Origin of the sequence: Rhizobium sp. NZLR1b (assembly GCF_019685155.1) — a bacterium.
GTDB lineage: Bacteria > Pseudomonadota > Alphaproteobacteria > Rhizobiales > Rhizobiaceae > Rhizobium.
Genome location: NZ_JABDWC010000017.1, coordinates 131,708 through 150,071, shown reverse-complemented (window position 1 = coordinate 150,071; position 18,364 = coordinate 131,708). Strand labels below are relative to the sequence as shown.

The following is an 18,364-nucleotide window of genomic DNA, read 5'->3' as shown; positions in this document are numbered from 1 at the left end:
GCGTAGATCACGCCGGAAAAACTGACCCCCGCTACGCCAAGCATTCCACTTTGAACCAACCTCATCAGTGTAGGCGATTTGACGTACCTCACGCGTGCTAATGCCGCGGGGCTGCTCGGATGGTTACGCTGCGCCCATGGGCCACGCTTTGATGTTCAAACCAGCGCTGTGGAAGAGCCATCTTGATCAGTACATGGGCGGCATGTCGCAGAAATCCTGACATATGCAGCATTCCGGCCTTCCGTCTCCGACGCCGGTTGGACCGAGAATGAGCGAGACGTGATGGCCGATCATCGCTGGTGGTCTGAGCAAGAGCTTGGAGAAACCAGCGACACCGTATCCCCTGACTGCCTCACAGACTTGCTGAGGAAGGTATGACCGCACGGGGCCGATAGCCGGCCTCCGGTTTTGGCAGGAACGCGCCAATTGCGGTCATATAGCTGCCGCAACTTAATAATTTGCGGCAGCGTCCAACAAAGACTGGAGATTGCTGGGGGGCAAAAAACAAGCGTGACATCCAGCTAGTCCCTGGCAGTCCACATGGGAAACGTCTCTCGTTCGTCTCCCGCTTTGACTGCCTCCAGGTAACGCGGCTTCCAAACCTCGCCAATGAACACCTCCATCGTTGTGGGCAATTTTGGGCGATCCTCGTGCTCCCCATGGAACTTTACGATGCCATTGTTCAAAGCGTTAGCAGTCAGGGTGTCGTCCTGCCATTTCTCCGGCGTCCCGAACCGCGCCAGAAATTCAGCTTCCACGTCTTTGCGGGTCGTCTCGATGTATCGATACTCCACCGGACTGCCGATCTTCTTGCCAATGAGCACGGCCAGTTCGTTCATCGAGACATCTTCCGAGCCAACTTCGAGATAGACGCGGTGTCTGCCCGTCGGATTGGTCAGTTCCTTCGCTGCCAGCCATGCAATGTCATCGGTGGCCACCCAGGGCATCTTCAAATCAGGTTTACAGAACCAGGCAATTCGACCGTATTTGGCAACCGGCCTCGTCCACATTGCCACGTCGTCCATGAACCAGGCGGCGCGCAGGTGGACCAAATTGATATTGCCGAGTTCGTTGAGCTTTTCGTCCAGATCGTGGAAGCACTCGAAATGACCCGTCTTCCCCTTCACGTCCGAACCCATGGCCGTCAGGCTTACGGCCAGTTTGACGGAGGATTTTTCAAGCGCATCGACAAAGCGCTGGGCAACAGCGGGGTAGTGTCCCTCGATGTTGTTCCAATCGGTCTTCACCATCAGGAACGCAGCATCTGCATCGTGGAAAAATTGGTCAAGGTCTCCCTCTCCTGTGTCAAAGCTTCCCAGGAATGGCTCTGCTCCAAGCGCGACCAACCCGTCCAACCCTGGGCCACCTCTCGACAACGCTCTGACCTGATGCCCGGCGCTCAGCAGGGTCCGGGTCAGCTTAGCGCCAATTCGTCCCGTTGCGCCGACGACAGAAATTCGCATGACAGTCTCCATTCGATTGTTGACCGCCCGATAATAGACTATGGCAGTCCGCAAGAATTTGGAGATAATGCCAAATGATCTCCAAATTGGGCCAATCCGCAAAACTGCTGCGTTCCTGCTACGACGACTTCGATCCAGACTGGTCGGATCGCCTGGCTGTCGCTGTCCGCCTCGACTTCAGTGACTATGAAGCTGAGGTGCCCCAGCACCAGCACAAGCAAGGGCAGCTCATTTTGGCCTTGCACGGGGCAGTCACATGCAGGACGGAGAATGGCCTCTGGATTGTCCCACCGGACTGCGGAGTCTGGATACCCGGCGGCATACCGCATAGCAACCTGGTCACGTCCAACGCACGCCTGTCCTATCTGTTCGTTCAACCCGACGCGGCGACGCTGCCGCAGGAGTGCTGCACTTTGTCTGTGTCGCCGATGCTCCGCGAGATGATCCTCCGACTGGCGGATGTATCGGTCAACTCTGCTCCGGACGATCATGTTGGCCGTCTGGTGCGGGTCTTGTTGGACGAACTCACGCAGATGCCGATACAGGGCCTGGAGTTGCCCGCTTCCAGCCATCCCAAAATCAACGCGATCACCGCTGCCCTGATGGCGGAGCCGAGCGACCGTCGCACCCTGGTCGATTGGGCGGCACACGTTGCCATGAGTGAGCGATCCCTGAAGCGGCTGATGGTCCAGGAAACGGGGCTGACCTTCGGCCGATGGCGGCGGCAACTGCACCTGGTCATCGCATTGCGCGAACTGGCCAGCGGCGCGACGGTCCAGAGGGTGTCGAGCGACTTGGGATACGAATCTGCTACCGCCTTTATCGTCATGTTCAAGAAGGCATTGGGCACAACGCCAACGCGCTACTTCGCGAGCTGATTTGCCGAATGGCCAATTTCGGCAACGCTGGCCGGCCTTTGCGGCACGTGCCATGACCGCTTCGGGCCGACAGCAGACCAAAGGCGTTGGCAAGGCCACAAGCGGAAGTTGACGTGTGATCCATCCAGGATCGTGATCCGCCAGATCGATTATTAAACTGGGGCTGAAAGTGATCGCCTACGACATCGAGCAACTGGACGGCAAGGTTAGAGGCGCTTTCCTTCAAGGCGTTAATTCCGGAAAAACTGGAGTGATCGTTCTCGGCGGCTCCAGCGGCAGAGTCGATACGGCAAGGGCGGGATTGTTGGCAGAAGTCGGGGCTCGCACACTGGCGTTGCAATGGTTTGGAGGAGCTAATCAATCGCCAGGAATCTGCGAAATACCCCTTGAGACTTTCATCGACGGAACGGACCTTCTGGTGTCCAGAGGATGTGAACGAATAGTTATGGTTGGAACCTCGAAGGGCGCTGAAGCAGCCCTGCTTGCTTCGACCATTGATCAGCGTATCAACGCAGTCATAGCAATTAGTCCTAGTTCTGTGGTTTGGGGCAACATTGGCGCGGGCGTTGACAGAATAGCTTGGCCTGAGCGTTCATCTTGGTCGTTTGGTAGAGCCCCACTAGACTTCGTTCCCGCCGATATCAACTGGCAGAAGGAATACCGGGATGGACTCGTTTCCTATCGGTCATTTTTTGAAAGATGCCTCACAAACGATCTTCAAGCGAATAGACGAGCACGAATTCCAGTCGAAAATTCAGCCGCTGATTTGATCCTTGTCGCTGGCGGTAGCGATGCGCTCTGGCCATCGGACGATTTTGCTCGGGAGATAGTTCAGTCCAGGCATGCGCATGGCAGATCGGCAACGCTGATCTTTGATCAAGATGCTGGGCATCGCATTCTATTTCCCGGCGAGACGACGCCACGATCAACCCTCCACGCATACGGCGGAACTGACGAAGCCGATGCAAGGCTTGGGCAGAAGGCATGGCGAGCTATAGCCGCGATGCTATAGGTTTGTCGGTATCGCGCCAGTAGGCGACATCTGGATGATACACTGTAATCACCGATGTGGCTGTCTATAGGTCCCACTTCGGTCCGTCTGTTGACAGGACGATTTCCACCGGATCACCACACACTTCAACAAGCGGCCCATCGGTCTCATTCCAGCGGAATAGGTTGAGATGCCACCCACCGGGTATCATGCGAGACCTGTCGATGATGCCGTCTGCGCCTGCTGCTCGCGCAATATTGACAGCCCGCCACGACGCCGGTTCGCGTCCTTCCGACAATGCTGTTCGCCAAGATTCGTTAGATTACTCGCGATCTATCCCGAGGCGTTTACAAGCCTCTTCATCATGCTGGTCGAGTACCATCGCGTCGACGACCCTCAGCGGAACGACAACGCGCGGATATCCGTCCTCGCGCATGTAGCCAGCTATAGCGCGTATGGACCACTCCAATGCGGCGCTCGTGTAAAGGGTCCGCTCGCCAGGACGATGATAGCGCCCTGCACTGTTCGGTCCCGGCGGGTCCAACACTTGGTGAACTCTATCCGTCACAACAGAGCGGTAGAATGTACCGGAAATTTCCTTGAATACATCACGGGCTTCGGCCATCGCGGTAGGTCTTTCGCGCGGGGATCATTTTTACGTCTATGAAAGATGCATGACACTGGCGTGACGTCCGCTCAGGGCCGACAATAGCCTTCGGCCGCCAAAAGCGGTCAAAGGACACCTCGTCTCAAATCGAAGCTTACGCCCCCGCCGGCCTTTCCGAAGCAATTCACGAGAACGACTTCACGCCTCGTGAAAGTGTCCTCATCGCTCCTCCATTCCTTGAAAGCGATCCTCACTGCATACAGTCGAGGGGGATCGGAATGCGGGGCTCCGAGGCTCTGCGTCTCAGGCGAATAATCGCCGGGAACGGTCACCAAGACTTCGCAACAGTCGGGATTGATCGCCAGGAAATTGGACACGGACGTATAGCGCCACGGATTGCTCGCCGTCCGCTGATGACCGATTTCATGAGCGATTCCGGCTTGGACATAACGGTCTGCGGCACCGGCGATGAGGGCCTCATGTGTTACACTTTTGCAGCGTATCTCTTCTTCGGCCGAAAGAGCCTTGGCAGAGAAGCTGGCTGCATTATCAAAAGGTGCTGTCAACCACCCATAGCCCAAGTCTATGATTGCTCCGCTGGACAAGAACAGAGCGATAAGGAAGGCTGTGGCCAGGACGATCTTCGAAGTCGATGGTCTGCCCGTCATTAAGTTTATCTCCAAACGGTCATCGGCGTTATTGGTTGGATGCCGATTTGATCACATCGGACATTAAGTCAGCAATGGGCCGAGAGCGGACATCCATGGAAAACCAAAAGTGCCATCAGGCATTTGCAGCGATGCGGCTCAGAATAAATTGATCATCGTTGGCACCGCGCCGGTCACGAATGCCCTATGAGGTGTTCGACGAGGCGGGGCGCTTCTTCGGTGATTGCCAATATGATGCCTGACTTGCGTGTGGAGGCGAAATCCAGTCCGGCAAAGTAGAGGCCCGGCAAGACGCCCACCCCATCGGCGTGAACGGGCTGCCCGGCAGCATCCAGCGCACCGGGAAGTCTCATAAAGCTGAAATCGCCCTTGAAGCCCGTGCACCACACCAGGCTGGTGATGCCGGATAGGGAGAGATCGAGCGAATTGATAGCCGGGTCCGGCCGACGCCACGCGACCGTCTCCGCCGGGTCGGGCTGCGAAACCGGTGCGTCGATCCCGGTGCGGCCGACATAGTCGTCAATATGGCGTTTGGCATTGTCAGAGGCTTCATCCGCAAAACGAACATTCGTTTCGAGATCGTCGGCGAAAGAGAGGCGGCCGCCACCCGCAACCCCGGTCAATCGCCCGAGAAGCACGATACCCTGTGCGCCAAGCCCTTGAAGGCTGATCGTGTGTTCCGATCCGAGCACACCACGCGGCGGGATGCGTCCCGCAAGCCGAATGACCTCCTCTCGCCGCACGTCGAGAAGCCCGCTTTCGAGGAGCCAGATCATGATGTCGCGACCCCGATAGCGGCGTGGAAGCCGCCCGACGCGACTGGTCGCAAGGAAGACCGTCCGGCCCGCTTCCGCCAGCTCCTCCACGATCTGGGCGCCCGATTGGCCGCTTCCGACCACCAGCACTGCTCCGCCGGGCAGATCGGCAGCGCTGCGATAGCCGGAAGCGTCGATCTGGCAAAGGTCAGGCGGCAATGCATCTGGCGGGATCGGGCGCACGGGACAATTCAGGTTGCCGCTTGCGACGATCACCTTCCGCGCCCGAAGCGTGCCCTGCGAGGTGGTCAGCCGATAGACGCCATCCTCCCGCGCGAGTTCGCTCACCGCGGTATCCGCTTCGATCGGCAGCCCGTTGCGGCCGGCGAAGTCTTCAAGGAGAGCGACGAACTGATCGCGCGTGAAAACACCATAGGGATCCGGACCCTCATAGCGGTCGCCAGGCATGACGGTCTGCACGTTGGGCGTATTCATCCGAAAGGACTCCCAGCGCTGCGTGCGCCAGGTCTCGCCTATGCGACCCCGCTCCAGGACGCTATGACGCAGGCCCCGCCGTGCCAGCCAATAGCTGACACCGAGGCCCGCCCAGCCGGCGCCGATGACGACGACATCAAGAACATCGGCACTCCCATTCTTCTGCCACGATGATCTCACGAGCGGCATCCCCCAGCCATCCCCGCGCGGCATTAAGCCTTGTTCACGACAATGAGTCCAGCGTCGCCGATCTCCGTCCGACTGGCCCCGGCCGTGCCTCGTGCTGATGCCACGCATGGCATCGCAGACCTCAGCCATTTCCCATCTGGTAGCCAAATGACCGCGTCGCGCCGACTGCAGTCACGGCGCAGAAGCACGAGGATCAGTCATCGTGGCTGCCGCGTCGACGCGATCGATCCGGCAAATTGCCCGATCAGGCAGGAACATAGGTCAATCTGATCGCCTCCTCGCCGATCCGATCGCTGGCGACAAGGCGGAGCGGCGGCCGGGGGCCGGTGAAGAACGGCTTGCCGCGGCCGAGCACGACGGGGTGGAAGTAGAGCCGATATTCATCGATAAGGCCGAGGTCGGTCAGGCTTCCCGCAAGGTCCGGCCCGGCGACTTGGATCTCCCCGGCAAGCCCGGCCTTCAGCCCGCGGATCGCCGCCTCGACATCCTCCGCGACAAGGGTGGCATTGGGGCCGACCGACTGCAACGAGCGCGACACCACCCATTTCGGCTGGCTCCGCCACGCCATCGCGAAGTCGCGTAAATCCGGGGTCCATTCAGGATCGTCATCGTCCCAGTAGCGCATGACCTCGTACATGCGGCGTCCGTAGAGGCTACCGCTCAGGCCGCGCACCTGCTCGATCCAATGGCGAAAGAGGGTGGCGTCGGGCGCAAATTCCTGGTGGTCGACGTAGCCATCCAGCGACAGGTTCATTCCGAAGACGAGCTTCGCCATGTCATATTCTCCATCCCGGGTTCTTCAGGATAGCTTACGCCACTGATAGGGGTAAGTGAGCTAGGCATAAATTGCACGATTTACCGGTATTGTGGAGCAAGCGCCGCAAGAACCTGACGAGCACTAACGTCCGCACGCCACGTTGATGCGCGGCGCGACGAAGGCCGATGATCATCGTAGTGCTGGCGCCCCACTTTATCTTACCAATCAGGATTGACATTCTTCGCGTTGACTGCTTCTGCGAACTTTTCATTCTAGCGATCTATAGATGTACTGTCATCCAGGATCGTAGTTGCAATAATCAGGACAATGTATACTTTGCGAGCAACGCGGGGAGAGGTAAATGGCAGCAAAAAATTCCGGAACCTTAGCGGTGCTGATTGATGGCGACAACGCTTCGCCGAAGATCGTCGTCGGTCTCATGGCGGAGATCGCCAACTGCGGAACGGCCAGCGTCAAACGCATCTACGGCGACTGGACGGGTCCGAACCTAAAGGGCTGGAAGGAATGCCTGCTCGAATATTCAATCCAGCCTATTCAGCAATTCGCCTATACGACCGGAAAAAACGCGACCGACGGCGCAATGATCATCGACGCCATGGACTTGTTGTATACTGGTCGTTTCTCGGGCTTCTGTATCATCTCCAGTGACAGCGATTTTGCGCGACTGGCGGCGAGAATCCGGGAACAATGCGTCACTGTCTATGGGTTCGGTGGGAGGAAGACGCCTCGTTCCTTCATCACGGCCTGTAATAAATTCGTCTATTTCGACGTCCTCAATGCTCAGGCTGCAGAAGTCGACGAAGCAGCGGCCCCCGCCCAAAAAACCACAGTCCAGGCCAAACCTACGGCTACGAAGGCGCCGTCTAAAAAGGCTGGATTGGATAAAGCGACACGAGACATGTTGACCAAAGCGATCACCGCAACTTCTGATCAAGACGGTCGAGCAAATCTAGCTGAAGTGGGAGGGCATCTGGTGAAGCAAGCGCCTGACTTCAAACCACGCAAGTACGGCTTCCCCAAGTTGAAGGATCTCGTGAGGTCGTCAGGTATCGTCGATGTAGAGCACGCACCGAATAACCCGAAAACAATCCTAGTTCGCCTTAAGAAGGCGTAAGCCAGCAATAGACGTGAGACCGGGATTGCCCCGCCAGCCGATCGGGCAACGCGTCGCGGACCAGGGAACAAAGTTATCTGGCGAAAGTAAGGGTGCTGAGCCGTGCAGAGGCAAAGCATTGAAGTGCTGCCTCCCAAGCTACTTCAGCATCTCTGCACGGCTCACCGAACAGTAACCCGGCCGCGGCTGAAATTGTTCCCGCTCGCTCTTTTCGCCCAGATCCAGAATCGCCTAAACCTGTCATTGTGGCTGTCGCAAAACTCCCTATCCTGCGATGTTGCAGACGGCGGTAAAATCATTGCCGGTTTGATCTCGCAACGGGAAAGGCAACCATAGCGACATGGAGGAAAAGAAACGCTGGACCAACCATAGTCAGATGTCCGATCCAATCCATCACAGGCCTTTGATGGCGGATTTGCCGAACGGGGTCGGGCGATTGAATGAAATTATTCAAGGCGTGCTCGTTCACGCCGATTGGGCAGCAGAATACGGTCTCGACCAAACAAGGTTGGACGCATCGGCGAGAAAAACATTGCCGATCGCGCAACGCTTCGACGATGTGTTCGCCAGAGATCCTCAGCCGCTCCACTGCCGGCGTCCCGCAGAGAGACGATCCACCGGCACGTGTCGCGATTTTGCACTCGCATTGTCTTCGATCCTTCGCAGCAAAAGTGTTCCCGCACGCGTGCGCTGTGGCTTCGCCTCCTACTTCTCGGCAGGATGGGAGGATCATTGGGTTTGTGAATATTGGAGCGCGGCAACCAGACGCTGGCATTTGAGCGACGCGCAAATCGACCGGATGCTGAAAGAGAAAAAACAGATCAAGTTCGACCCAGCCGACGTACCGCGTGACTTTTTCATGCCCGCAGGAGAGGCCTGGCTGAAATGCCGTCGAGAGACGGTCGATCCTCAGGCATTTGGCCACGGTGAGGTGAATGGCCTGTGGTTTGTGAAGATCAATGTCATCAGAGATCATTACGTGCTGAATGGCCGAGAAACCTCCGATTGGGATCGGTGGCGCGAAGCAGATTCTTCTCAAAGGCTGATACGTCCGCAAGACCTGCCGCTGCTGGACAAACTCGCCCATGATCCCGCGCAGGATTTGATCGAGGTCTTGCCGGACTGGCTGTCATGAGATGCCTGAAGCCGGCTAGGCTTAAAGTCTTTTCGCGCGGTTTAGTGGGATTCATTCCCGCTGCTTGTGGTTGGATCCTCGGTCAAGCGAACTTCAATAACGGAAATCATGCTTGGAAAAAGCTTATCTGATAATCTTCGAATTCACCTGATCTCTCCGGCTGAACAAGCTCTACGACGAATGTACGATCAGGAAATTGCCACCCAAGCTTTGCGATGTAGATTTCGCGCAGGCGTTCGCCCAGGATCGCCAGCTTGTCGCCGGCTACATCCGTGCATGCCGAGTGCTGAATGTCAGCGATGTGAAAATGATTCATCACCCATTCGATAGACTGGCGCGTTGCCTCAGGATTTCGTTCAAAGGATCGCAAGCCCTCCAAATTGAAACCGTCAACGAGAACGTATTTTTCAAACGCGACGAAGCGGGGCCAGAATATCTCTGAATAGCCTACTGCGAGCGAGAAATTTCCGCTGTTGGCGGTCCAGTCCCGGAGGCTGATCCCTCGACCATCATTCCAGGCTGCGAGTTCTGATTTCATACTATCTGGAATGTTCGCCAATCGTGCCCTCCCGGTCATGTAAACGTGCCGAGACCAGAAGAGCCTAACTCGTCGCTTCTTTCAAGGAACGGTGGGAACTCTTGGCGTCCGGTTGCGCCGGAAGCTGCCCACCCCGCCCCGAACCATCGTCATCTTCACTGCGGCCGGCGCTATGCCGTTGGTCAGTGATCTCAAGGAAGGGTCGGCGCGCGCATGTAGCGGGCTGTCGCGTAGACGACCGTCGCTATGATGGCAAGGAGGAAACCAAGACTGGTGGTGACGGTACCGGGGCCGAGGCCGCCATATTCCATCGGCTGGGACAGGAGGTCGCCGAAGGATGCGCCGAGCGGGCGGGTCAGGATGTAGGCCAGCCAGAAGGCGGTGGTGGCATCCAGCCTGAACTTGTAATAGGCCACGGCGATCACCGCGATGATGCCGCCAAACAGAAGGCCCGTGTTCAGGTAGCCCAGTTCGAAGTGTTCCGCGACCTGGTCGCCGACCGAGGTGCCGAGGGCAAAGGTGAACAGGATGGCGAGCCAATAGAAGCTCTCGCGCCGTGGCGTCAGGATCGAGTGGATGGAGAGCGTGCGGTCCACTCCCTACCAAATGGCAAAGGTGACGGCGAGCGCAATGCTGAAGCCCACCGTGGTGGTCATCAGCGAGACCCCGAAATTATCAACGAGGTTATCGGTGACAAGGGTGCCCACGACGCTGATCAGGACGACCGTCAGCCAATACGACCACGGAACATACTTGCCCTGGTAGAACTGGATGGCGAGCGCGCAGAGAAACACGCAGGCCATGAAAATCGACGTGGCGGTAAGGCCATAGCCGAGGTTGACGTTGAGAAAGTCTGCTGCGGTCTCCCCCATGGTGACCGCCAGCAGCTTGATCAGCCAGAAGTCGACCGTGACCTCGGGGACGCGGCTGGCAGATTGACTGAAGCCGTGTGCGAATGATGTGCTCATCTTGGTATCTCCTGAGGTCACGGGCGCGGCTTACTTGCCAAGAAGCTTCATGGCGTCCGTCAGGAACTGGTCGGCACGCTTGTCGTCATCGGCATTGCAGCGCTCGACCGCCTTGGTTTCCAGCTCGTCGGCCTTCTTCATCACCTCGGCCGACACCTTGGCGGTCCCCTTGGCCGCGCGGTATTCCTTCAATACGTCCTCGCACGGGCGCGAGGCTGCATTGGCCTGCGCGACGAAGGCTGCGGAGCCGAGCGTGAGGGCGGTGAAGATCAGTTTGGCGGAACGGTTCATGGTGTTTGGCGCAAGGCTTAGGAGAAACTTAGAGCCGCCGGATCAGGCGAGAGGCCATTCGAGAACGACCCGCAGGCCGCGTCCTGCAGGATTGTCCATCAGCCGGATGGTGCCACCGTTGCGGCCGGCCAGATTGCGGGCGATCGCAAGGCCGAGGCCGCTTCCATCTGTTTTAGACGGATCGATACGGTAGAAGCGGTCGAACACGCGCTCGCGCAGTTCGGCTGCAATCCCCGGCCCGTTGTCGGTCACGGAGAGAACCGCGTGATCGTTGCGTGTCAGCACGGCAAGATCCACTTGCCCGTGGTCCGGCGTGTATCGCAGCGCATTGTCAACGACGATATCGAGGATGGCGGCCAGTTCCACGGGGTCGCTCCTGACCACGCAGGGAACCGATTGCACCATGCCGAGATCGATCGCTTTTGCGTCGGCCGCTGCCAGGAACCGGCTCAGGCACTCTTGAAGCGCTTCGCCAAGATGGACTGGGGCCGCCTCGCGGCCGGCCCCCTCGCCGCTCTCGCTGCGAGCCAACCTGAGAAGCTGGGTAGACACCTGTGTCGCCCTGCGCACGCCGGCCTCCAGGTCGGCGACGGCCGCGTCGCGCTCCTCCGGCTGCCCTGCCTGCCTGAGATTATCGATCTGGAGGGAAAGTGCCGTGATCGGTGTCCTGAGCTCATGGGCCGCATCTGCAAGAAAGGCACGCTGTTGCTCCAGCGTGGCGCGGACGCGGTCAAACGCGCGGTTGATCGCCAGCACCAGCGGACGCACCTCCACAGGGGCGTCCTTGACCGAAAGAGGGTCAATGTCCTCCACGACGCGGCTTTCCACCCGGCCGGCCAGGATATGGAGACGCTCCATGATCGCACCCACCAGCCAATAGGCGGCAAGCCATGACAGGGGTATGGCCAGCAGGAACGGCCATGCGGTGTTCCAGGCGGCGTCCGCCGCAAGCTCATCGCGCTCGGCCGTGCGCTGGGCGACCATGACGGTACGGGCTGGATCGCCCTTATCGGTAAAAAGCCGCCACTCCTCCCCATTCGCCAGAAAGGTGGAGAATCCGCCAGAGGCGGGTGGTGGGAAAACCACACGCGGATCGTTCGTTCGGGTCGCTCGCGCATCCGCGAAAGTGATCCTGACAGCCACAATCTCATCGCTGGAGGCTCCCGCGCTCGCCAGAGGTTCAAGACCGCTGCCATCGCCGACCACATGAGCGATCTGCTGGAGCTGGAAGTCCAGGATGCTCCACGCCTCAAGACGTGCGCTGTAATAGGAAAAGGCTGCGGCAAAGGCCGCAAGAGCCGTTAAAAGCGCGGAAAAGACGAGAATGAACGAGCGGCGGAGCGACATGTCAGGCCTTCGGGATCATCCAGCCGGCGCCGCGCACATTGCGGATAACATCCTTATGGAAGCGCTTGCGGATATAATGGATCAGAACGTCTATCGCATTGCTTTCGATTTCCTCGCCCCAGCCGTAGATACGCTCTTCAAGCTGACCGCGCGAGAGGATCAAACCCGGTCGCTCTGCCAGTGTCCGCAGAAGTGCGAATTCCCGCGCAGACAGGGTTTCCGTTGCCTCCCTGAACGTTACAGCATGCGTTGCGAGATCCAGCGTCACCTCTCCCGCCTGAATCAGCGACTGGGCATGCCCGGCCTTGCGGCGCATCACCGCCCGGATACGGGCCAGCAGCTCATCGAGCTCGAAAGGTTTCAGCACATAGTCGTCGGCGCCGAGGTCAAGGCCCTTCACACGGCTTGGCAGATCGTCGCGTGCGGTGAGGATGAGGATGGGAACGCCTTTGCCTGCCTTGCGGATCGATTCCAGCACCTGCATGCCATCGATCCGGGGCAGCCCGAGATCCAGCAGGACAACGCCGTATTCCACAAGGCCGACGGCTTCCAGCGCAGCCTTTCCGTCCGTCACCCAATCCACGGATATGGCATGCCGCCCCAACCCTTTCAGCAGGGCTTCGGCAATCATCCGGTCATCTTCGACAAGCAACAATCTCATATATCAAACGTAAGCGGTCTGGTGAAACTTGTCTTCTGCTGACTGGGGCAGACGACAGGCATAAAACCATACGGATCGATTTTTCCAGCAGCGCCGTCTGCCGAGGACGTCCCCGCCCCCACCTTACAAATCCGTAAGTTGTCGCCAAAGCGCCTCCTCAGCTAGAGTGCTTTAGGGCATGCCGGGAATGATCGGGGCTGATGCGGATCCTGCTTATCGAGGACGATCGGAAGACGTCCGATTATATCGCCAAGGGCCTTTCCGAGGCAGGCCATGTCTGTGACGTGGTCGGCGACGGCCGCGATGGGCTGTTTCAGGCGCAGCGCGAGGCCTATGACGTCATCGTCGTCGATCGCATGCTGCCGGGGCTCGATGGGCTGGCGATCGTTCGCTCGCTCCGGGCTGCCAAGATCGGCACATCGGCGCTGTTCCTGACGTCGATCGGCGGCGTCGACGACCGGGTCGAAGGGCTGGAGGCGGGCGGCGACGATTATCTCACCAAGCCTTTCGCCTTCTCCGAGCTGATGGCGCGCGTCAATGCGCTTGGCCGCCGGCCGCCGGTGCAGGAGCAGAAGACGGTGCTGAAGGTTGCCGATCTCGAGCTCGATCTGATCCGCCGCGAAGCCCGCCGCGCCGGCCAAGTGATCGAGCTGCAGCCGCGCGAGTTCACCCTGCTCGAGGCGCAGAAGGCTGGCGCGCCTCTGATTCCTCGCCGGGGCAGATCATCGAATATGCCGAGCCGGAATTGAAGTGTTGGATGCCGATGCCCTCGGCCAATCTCGCTCGCATCTCGATGCCCTCCCCCTGGGAAGGCGACGACGCCCAGCAGCTCGATGGGTCGGGGATTTAAGAGATAACACTCATCGATAAAGTCTTCAGCCCGCGCGGATCACCGCGCGGCGTCATCCGCGAGAAGTGTGGCTGACTGACTGCAACGAGCGCGACACGGCCCACTTCGGCCAGCGCTGCCATGAGTTTCAGGTGTTGACATCTATGCAGAGGTTGATGGCTGTTGACCGCTTATTCTGAGTCTACTGTGAATAGCGCACCCACCATAATGAGACTTCGTGTCGCCCTTTTCCGTAATCGAAATAATCCACCGGCAGACCAGCCGCTATCTTAGCATCCGACATCGCCATTCGTTCCGCCATGCATGAGTTATCAAGCATTGCCGAGCGCAATGGCGGGGCCGTCGTGCAATATCTCGGCGATTCCATTTTCGTCATGTGGAATGCCCCGGTCGACGATATCAGCCATGCCGAACATGGTTGGCGATGCGCACTGGCGATGAAAGCGGCGGTCGACGGCTTGAACGAAGCCAATCTCAGCAATGGCCGCCCCGAGCTCCTGACGCGATTCGGATTGCACACCGGCCCGGCCGTCGTCGGCAGCTTCGGGGCGATTTCGCGTCAGCAGTACACGGCGATGGGCGATACGATCAATGTGGCATCACGGCTGGAAGGCATGAACAAGGATCTGAACACATCGATCCTGACAAGCGCCGCCACCCGCGCCGCCGTCGCCGACCGCTTCGACTTTCGCCCCTTCGGCCTGGCCCCGGTCAAGGGACGCGCCGAGAAGGTCGACATATGGGAGCTTGTCGGGGAAATCAGCGACGAGAGCAGATCCTGCGATCGATGAATGACGGCGCAGGTCGAAGCCGATTCAAGATTCACTTTGGAGAGGTAGATGATGGCACGAGTCTTAAGCGATGATCTTCGATTGCGAGTGTTGAAATATGCGGAATTGTGTAGCAACGGAAAGGTGCCCATCATTCCAGCTTCTCGAAGAACCGCCACGGCCGGTTAAGTCCACTAGCTTGCTCCCCCGAAAATCTAAACTCTCGAAGAGGATTTCCATGCAAAGTTCGCGCAAGGACCTGCTGATCGCACTGGCTCTGATAGCTGCGGGCTTCGTTGCCTTTTTTCTTTTTCTCTATCTCACAGGACACGATCCGGACGAGCGTCCATTGACCCTGATCGAATGGGTGATCGGTGGCATCCTGATCGTGCCGGGGTTTGGATATCTCGTGAAGTGGAGACGGGCGAAGGATGGCTAGAGCAATTCCAGAAAAAGTGCGAAGCGGTTTTCCGTCCGGAATTGCGTAAAAACAAAAATTTAGAGCGGTTCTGCGCTTCCGTGAAAAGCTGAACCGCTCTTGCTGCTCAGTTGAGCTCCTGCGCGAGTCCGACAAGAAGCCCCTCAGGCCCGCGGATGTAGCAAAGCCGATAGGACTCCTGATACTGAACGACTTCGCCCACTAGCTCCGCGCCCCGCGCACGCAGTCGTCCAAGCGTCTCGTCGACGTCGTCGACGGTGAACATGGCACGGAGGTAGCCAAGCGCGTTAACCGGGGCATCGCGGTGATCGGCGACGACAGTCGGCCGCAGGAAGCGGGAGAGTTCTAGCCGGCTGTGTCCGTCCGGCGTGCGCATCATTGCGATCTCGACATGCTGATCTCCCAGTCCGGTGACGCGCCCGGCCCACTCTCCCTCAATCGTGGCCCGCCCTTCGAGTTCGAGGCCCAGTTCGCGAAAGAAATCAATCGCCACGTCGAGGTCTTCGACGACGATCCCTACGTTGTCCATCCGCTTGAGCGCCATGCTTGTACTCTCCCACTTGTCGTTCGATTTCCTTCCAGGACGTGCATGGGCCATCGCTCCCGACATCGCTATCAGAATCTTTAGGGAAAATGTCTGGAAGGATCGATCGGGCGCGCACTCTGCAATTCCGAACAATAAAAAAGGCCGGGCGAAACGCACCGACCTTCTCAACATCGCTCTTCACACCAGTGCCAGTACATCCGTGGTCAAGGGCAGATTAACGACTTCGGCGTCGCGAACGCTCCTGTGGAGCACTCACCAGCGATGCCGATGGGCAGTATGTAGCCGCTGATTGTGTTCAATTCAAGTCCACAGCGTCAAGTTATGCCGGACTAGGTCCTGTTGACAAAGTTCTCCATCATCGAATTCCAGCGAGAGCGTGGGAAACGGGTCGGCGCGCAGAGCTTCGAGACGCTCGGTCGTGCGGCGACCTGACGCAGAGCGCGCATGTGCCTTCGTTCGGCGTAGTCCGCCCCGAACAGCAAGAAGTCACGGACGAACGCATTCATCTTACCGAGCACACGCTGGATCGTGCGGCCCGAAATCTTGCAGACGCCGTCCTCGTCGACGACGAGGACGCGGAGATGATGATAATCGCCTCCGGGCTTCACGAGCCTCGTCATGATGCTCCCGGTGCTCTCCCAGTCGCCGCTGTTCGAAACCGCGGTCTGTGCCGCCTCCTCGATGAGCTTGCTGACGACGGTTCCGTACCGGGCGGAGCGGTTACAGCTATCGATCGCCGTCGTCCGTCCGCCGGGCAGCGAAGCCGCCGCATACCAGTCCGCCGCCCGGATCTACGTCGGCGGCCGCCGCTTCGAATCCGGCAGGGTTGTCGACTTCTCGAAGGAAAAGCCCCAGTCGGCGCTTGAACGAAGTTTGTTGGAATGCGTTTACCGCGGTATTCATGAAAGGAAAATCCCATGAACAAGCTCATGATGACCGCAGCCGCAGCTACCCTCGGCGTCGTTCCCTCGTTCGTCCCGGCAGCAGAGGCTGCCAGCCAGCCCAAGCAACCGAAGCATGCCGCTCAGCAGGTCGTAAATACACCGAAGACCCGTCTTGGAACCCTATCTTGCGAAGTCGCAGGTGGCGTCGGCATGGTCCTCGGTTCGAGCAAGGCGATCGACTGCAGCTTCAAGCAGAAGACCGGCAAGGTTGAGCACTACACCGGTACGATCGGAAAGCTCGGCCTTGATATCGGCGTAACCGGCAAATCGTACCTTAGCTGGGTCGTCGTCAATACTGCCCCTACGCGCGTAGGCGACGGCGCCCTTGCGGGTACCTATGTCGGCGCGTCAGCCAGTGCGTCCGTCGGCGTCGGCCTCGGTGCCAACGCGCTGGTGGGAGGAAATGCGAAGAACTACGCATTGCAACCACTCAGCGGTGAAGCCGGAACCGGCCTGAATGTGGCTGCAGGCGTCTCCCGTCTCCAGCTTAAGGCTGCGCGGTAGCGCTAGGAATTGCCTAAAACGCGAATCTAGGAGTTGCGTGAAGCGGCCAAGGGTGCTTGCCTGCTTTAGCCCATAGCGGACATGGGCTAAAGCACTTTTCTCTCATTTTCCAATGACATCATCTATAATTGCGCCGAATCGCCGGGATACAATATGACAAGTTCAGCCCGCTCCGCCGAAGGTCGCGCCCGCTTTGAAAATGTGCAACGGGCGGTCCGCCTATCGGCAAGACTTAGCGCGATCGGCTTCGACGATCTTCCCGGCCTGCGCTCCGCCTTTGAAGAGCTAGTAGGAAAGCCAGTGGGCGATCGGTTCATGGTGATCCCTCCTTTCTCGACCGACTGCGGCTTGAACATAAGCGTGGGAGCCAACGTCTTCATCAACCAGGGTTGCCACTTCATGGATATGGGCGGCATCGCTATCGGTGATGACGTAATGATAGGGCCGAAGGTAACCATTGTTTCCGCGGGACACCCTGTGTCTCCTTCGAAGCGTCGAAACGGTATCACTGCGGCACCTGTCATCATTGGCAAGAATGTCTGGATCGGCGCTGCGGCTACCATCCTCCAAGGCGTCACCATTGGTGAGAATGCCGTAATTGCAGCCGGAGCAGTGGTTAGTCGAAGCGTCCCGGCGAACTCTATGGTAGCCGGGGTGCCAGCCCGAGTGATCAAGCATCTGTAGTCGAGCCTCTCGCCATGTCCGACATTGGCCCAAACCGGGCTTCCTTCTCAATGCAGCTAGCCGCAATCAGTCCCTCGTGGTTTGAGTGTGAATAGGCCTCGAACATTGACCCTTTACTTGTCTTCACGCCCGTAGTTGATGGCCCCTTGAATAGGTGGCATCATCATGAGCATGGGTTTAGACCGCAAACAGCAGGTACGCGGGACGACGCCGCCGTTGGAAAGTGTCATTGCGAGCTGGTACGAGAACGCCAGTTTACTCGACAGCTACAGCATTGACTTGGGTGCATCGGAACAGTCGAGCATGCGCGAGCTGGCGACGCGGACACTCGTCAATCCACCCGCGTGGCAAAAGGCGTTGATCGCGCTGCGCGACGCCATGGTTACGCCCTTTGGCATCAAAACCTCCGATACGGTCAAGACGTCCCGAGACAGCCATGAACGGGTGGACTTCTTCCCGGTGCACTGGGAGGGCAAGGACGAAATTGTGCTCGGTACGGATGACCGACACCTGGACTTCCGGCTATCTCTGCTCCGACGCCATTCTCCAATAGGCACGTTGCTGATCGCAACAACCGTTGTGCATACCCACAATGCCTTGGGCTTCACCTATCTCAACGCGATCAGGCCTTTTCATCACCTCGTGGTCAGGGCCAACCTGGCACGCTGTGCACAAACACAACTGCAGTAGCGCTGCAGAAACCTCGAATTTCGAACGATAAAACACGGCGGGGCGAACGCGCCCCGTG

General features: G+C 58.6%; 19 protein-coding genes and 3 pseudogenes. 11 read left to right on the top strand and 11 right to left on the bottom strand.

The genetic code is table 11. The annotated features are described in order from the left end of the window. Positions 1–521: 521 nt before the first annotated feature. Positions 522–1,463 (bottom strand): NmrA family NAD(P)-binding protein, encoded by a 942-nt coding sequence (locus HJB84_RS22775; RefSeq protein ID WP_221116987.1) that lies wholly within the window; start codon positions 1,461–1,463, stop codon positions 522–524. A 74-nt stretch (positions 1,464–1,537) separates the two neighbouring features. Here HJB84_RS22775 and HJB84_RS22770 point away from each other — a divergent pair, with 74 nt between their 5' ends. Next, on the top strand, positions 1,538–2,341 hold the full coding sequence (locus tag HJB84_RS22770) for a helix-turn-helix domain-containing protein (RefSeq protein ID WP_221116986.1): 804 nt from the start codon (positions 1,538–1,540) through the stop codon (positions 2,339–2,341). 169 nt (positions 2,342–2,510) lie between these two features. Beyond that, the gene (locus HJB84_RS22765) at positions 2,511–3,353 is read left to right on the top strand and encodes an acyl-CoA thioester hydrolase/BAAT C-terminal domain-containing protein (RefSeq protein ID WP_221116985.1); all 843 of its coding nucleotides are present in this window, start codon (positions 2,511–2,513) and stop codon (positions 3,351–3,353) included. 711 nt (positions 3,354–4,064) lie between these two features. Here the strand turns inward: HJB84_RS22765 and HJB84_RS22760 are convergent. The 3 genes from HJB84_RS22760 to HJB84_RS22750 all read right to left on the bottom strand — a co-directional run bounded on the left by HJB84_RS22760 (position 4,065) and on the right by HJB84_RS22750 (position 6,821). Next, positions 4,065–4,607, bottom strand: a complete 543-nt coding sequence (locus HJB84_RS22760) for a hypothetical protein (RefSeq protein WP_207583333.1) — start codon at positions 4,605–4,607, stop codon at positions 4,065–4,067. A 173-nt stretch (positions 4,608–4,780) separates the two neighbouring features. After that, the gene (locus HJB84_RS22755) at positions 4,781–6,046 is read right to left on the bottom strand and encodes an NAD(P)/FAD-dependent oxidoreductase (protein WP_221116984.1); all 1,266 of its coding nucleotides are present in this window, start codon (positions 6,044–6,046) and stop codon (positions 4,781–4,783) included. 244 nt (positions 6,047–6,290) lie between these two features. After that, complete coding sequence (locus tag HJB84_RS22750) at positions 6,291–6,821, bottom strand: dihydrofolate reductase family protein (RefSeq protein ID WP_207583331.1); 531 nt, start codon at positions 6,819–6,821, stop codon at positions 6,291–6,293. 343 nt (positions 6,822–7,164) lie between these two features. On the opposite strand from HJB84_RS22750, the gene HJB84_RS22745 reads away from it, so the two are divergent. Beyond that, positions 7,165–7,938, top strand: coding sequence for an NYN domain-containing protein (locus HJB84_RS22745; protein ID WP_207583330.1), 774 nt, complete (start codon positions 7,165–7,167; stop codon positions 7,936–7,938). A gap of 340 nt (positions 7,939–8,278) precedes the next feature. Beyond that, entirely contained in the window at positions 8,279–9,073 is a 795-nt protein-coding gene (locus HJB84_RS22740; RefSeq protein WP_221116983.1) for a transglutaminase domain-containing protein, read from the top strand. 106 nt (positions 9,074–9,179) lie between these two features. On the opposite strand, the gene HJB84_RS22735 is transcribed toward HJB84_RS22740, so the two are convergent. From HJB84_RS22735 to HJB84_RS22715, 5 genes and pseudogenes are all read right to left on the bottom strand, one after another. Then, a complete protein-coding gene (locus tag HJB84_RS22735) occupies positions 9,180–9,632 on the bottom strand; it encodes a hypothetical protein (protein ID WP_221116982.1) in 453 nt (150 codons plus the stop codon). A 170-nt stretch (positions 9,633–9,802) separates the two neighbouring features. Next, positions 9,803–10,579: pseudogene (locus tag HJB84_RS22730) on the bottom strand (hypothetical protein). Positions 10,580–10,609: 30 nt separating this feature from the next. Further along, on the bottom strand, positions 10,610–10,870 hold the full coding sequence (locus HJB84_RS22725) for a hypothetical protein (protein ID WP_221116981.1): 261 nt from the start codon (positions 10,868–10,870) through the stop codon (positions 10,610–10,612). A gap of 42 nt (positions 10,871–10,912) precedes the next feature. Continuing rightward, complete coding sequence (locus HJB84_RS22720) at positions 10,913–12,217, bottom strand: HAMP domain-containing sensor histidine kinase (protein WP_221116980.1); 1,305 nt, start codon at positions 12,215–12,217, stop codon at positions 10,913–10,915. 1 nt (position 12,218) lies between these two features. After that, the gene (locus HJB84_RS22715) at positions 12,219–12,878 is read right to left on the bottom strand and encodes a response regulator transcription factor (RefSeq protein WP_221116979.1); all 660 of its coding nucleotides are present in this window, start codon (positions 12,876–12,878) and stop codon (positions 12,219–12,221) included. Between the two features lie 200 nt (positions 12,879–13,078). Here HJB84_RS22715 and HJB84_RS22710 point away from each other — a divergent pair. The 3 genes and pseudogenes from HJB84_RS22710 to HJB84_RS22700 form a co-directional block, all read left to right on the top strand. After that, positions 13,079–13,573: pseudogene (locus HJB84_RS22710) on the top strand (response regulator); the annotation flags it as partial. A 463-nt stretch (positions 13,574–14,036) separates the two neighbouring features. Next, a pseudogene (locus HJB84_RS22705) lies at positions 14,037–14,519 on the top strand (adenylate/guanylate cyclase domain-containing protein); the annotation flags it as partial. 217 nt (positions 14,520–14,736) lie between these two features. Then, positions 14,737–14,937 carry a hypothetical protein gene (locus HJB84_RS22700; RefSeq protein WP_221116978.1) on the top strand — a complete coding sequence of 67 codons (201 nt, stop codon included), beginning with the start codon at positions 14,737–14,739 and terminating at the stop codon, positions 14,935–14,937. A 106-nt stretch (positions 14,938–15,043) separates the two neighbouring features. On the opposite strand, the gene HJB84_RS22695 is transcribed toward HJB84_RS22700, so the two are convergent. Both HJB84_RS22695 and HJB84_RS22690 read right to left on the bottom strand, forming a co-directional pair. Next, complete coding sequence (locus HJB84_RS22695) at positions 15,044–15,481, bottom strand: VOC family protein (protein ID WP_207583322.1); 438 nt, start codon at positions 15,479–15,481, stop codon at positions 15,044–15,046. Positions 15,482–15,813: 332 nt separating this feature from the next. Then, complete coding sequence (locus HJB84_RS22690) at positions 15,814–16,104, bottom strand: hypothetical protein (RefSeq protein ID WP_221116977.1); 291 nt, start codon at positions 16,102–16,104, stop codon at positions 15,814–15,816. Here HJB84_RS22690 and HJB84_RS22685 point away from each other — a divergent pair. The 4 genes from HJB84_RS22685 to HJB84_RS22670 all read left to right on the top strand — a co-directional run bounded on the left by HJB84_RS22685 (position 16,103) and on the right by HJB84_RS22670 (position 18,306). Next, entirely contained in the window at positions 16,103–16,405 is a 303-nt protein-coding gene (locus HJB84_RS22685; protein ID WP_221116976.1) for a hypothetical protein, read from the top strand. The two genes, HJB84_RS22690 and HJB84_RS22685, sit on opposite strands and share 2 nt — an antisense overlap. Further along, positions 16,402–16,932, top strand: a complete 531-nt coding sequence (locus HJB84_RS22680) for a DUF992 domain-containing protein (RefSeq protein WP_221116975.1) — start codon at positions 16,402–16,404, stop codon at positions 16,930–16,932. The genes HJB84_RS22685 and HJB84_RS22680 overlap by 4 nt, the downstream gene beginning before the upstream one ends. Positions 16,933–17,085: 153 nt before the next feature. After that, positions 17,086–17,616, top strand: a complete 531-nt coding sequence (locus HJB84_RS22675; RefSeq protein WP_207583319.1) for a sugar O-acetyltransferase — start codon at positions 17,086–17,088, stop codon at positions 17,614–17,616. Positions 17,617–17,781: 165 nt separating this feature from the next. Then, a complete protein-coding gene (locus HJB84_RS22670) occupies positions 17,782–18,306 on the top strand; it encodes a DUF2867 domain-containing protein (protein ID WP_221116974.1) in 525 nt (174 codons plus the stop codon). The last annotated feature ends 58 nt before the right edge of the window (positions 18,307–18,364 follow it).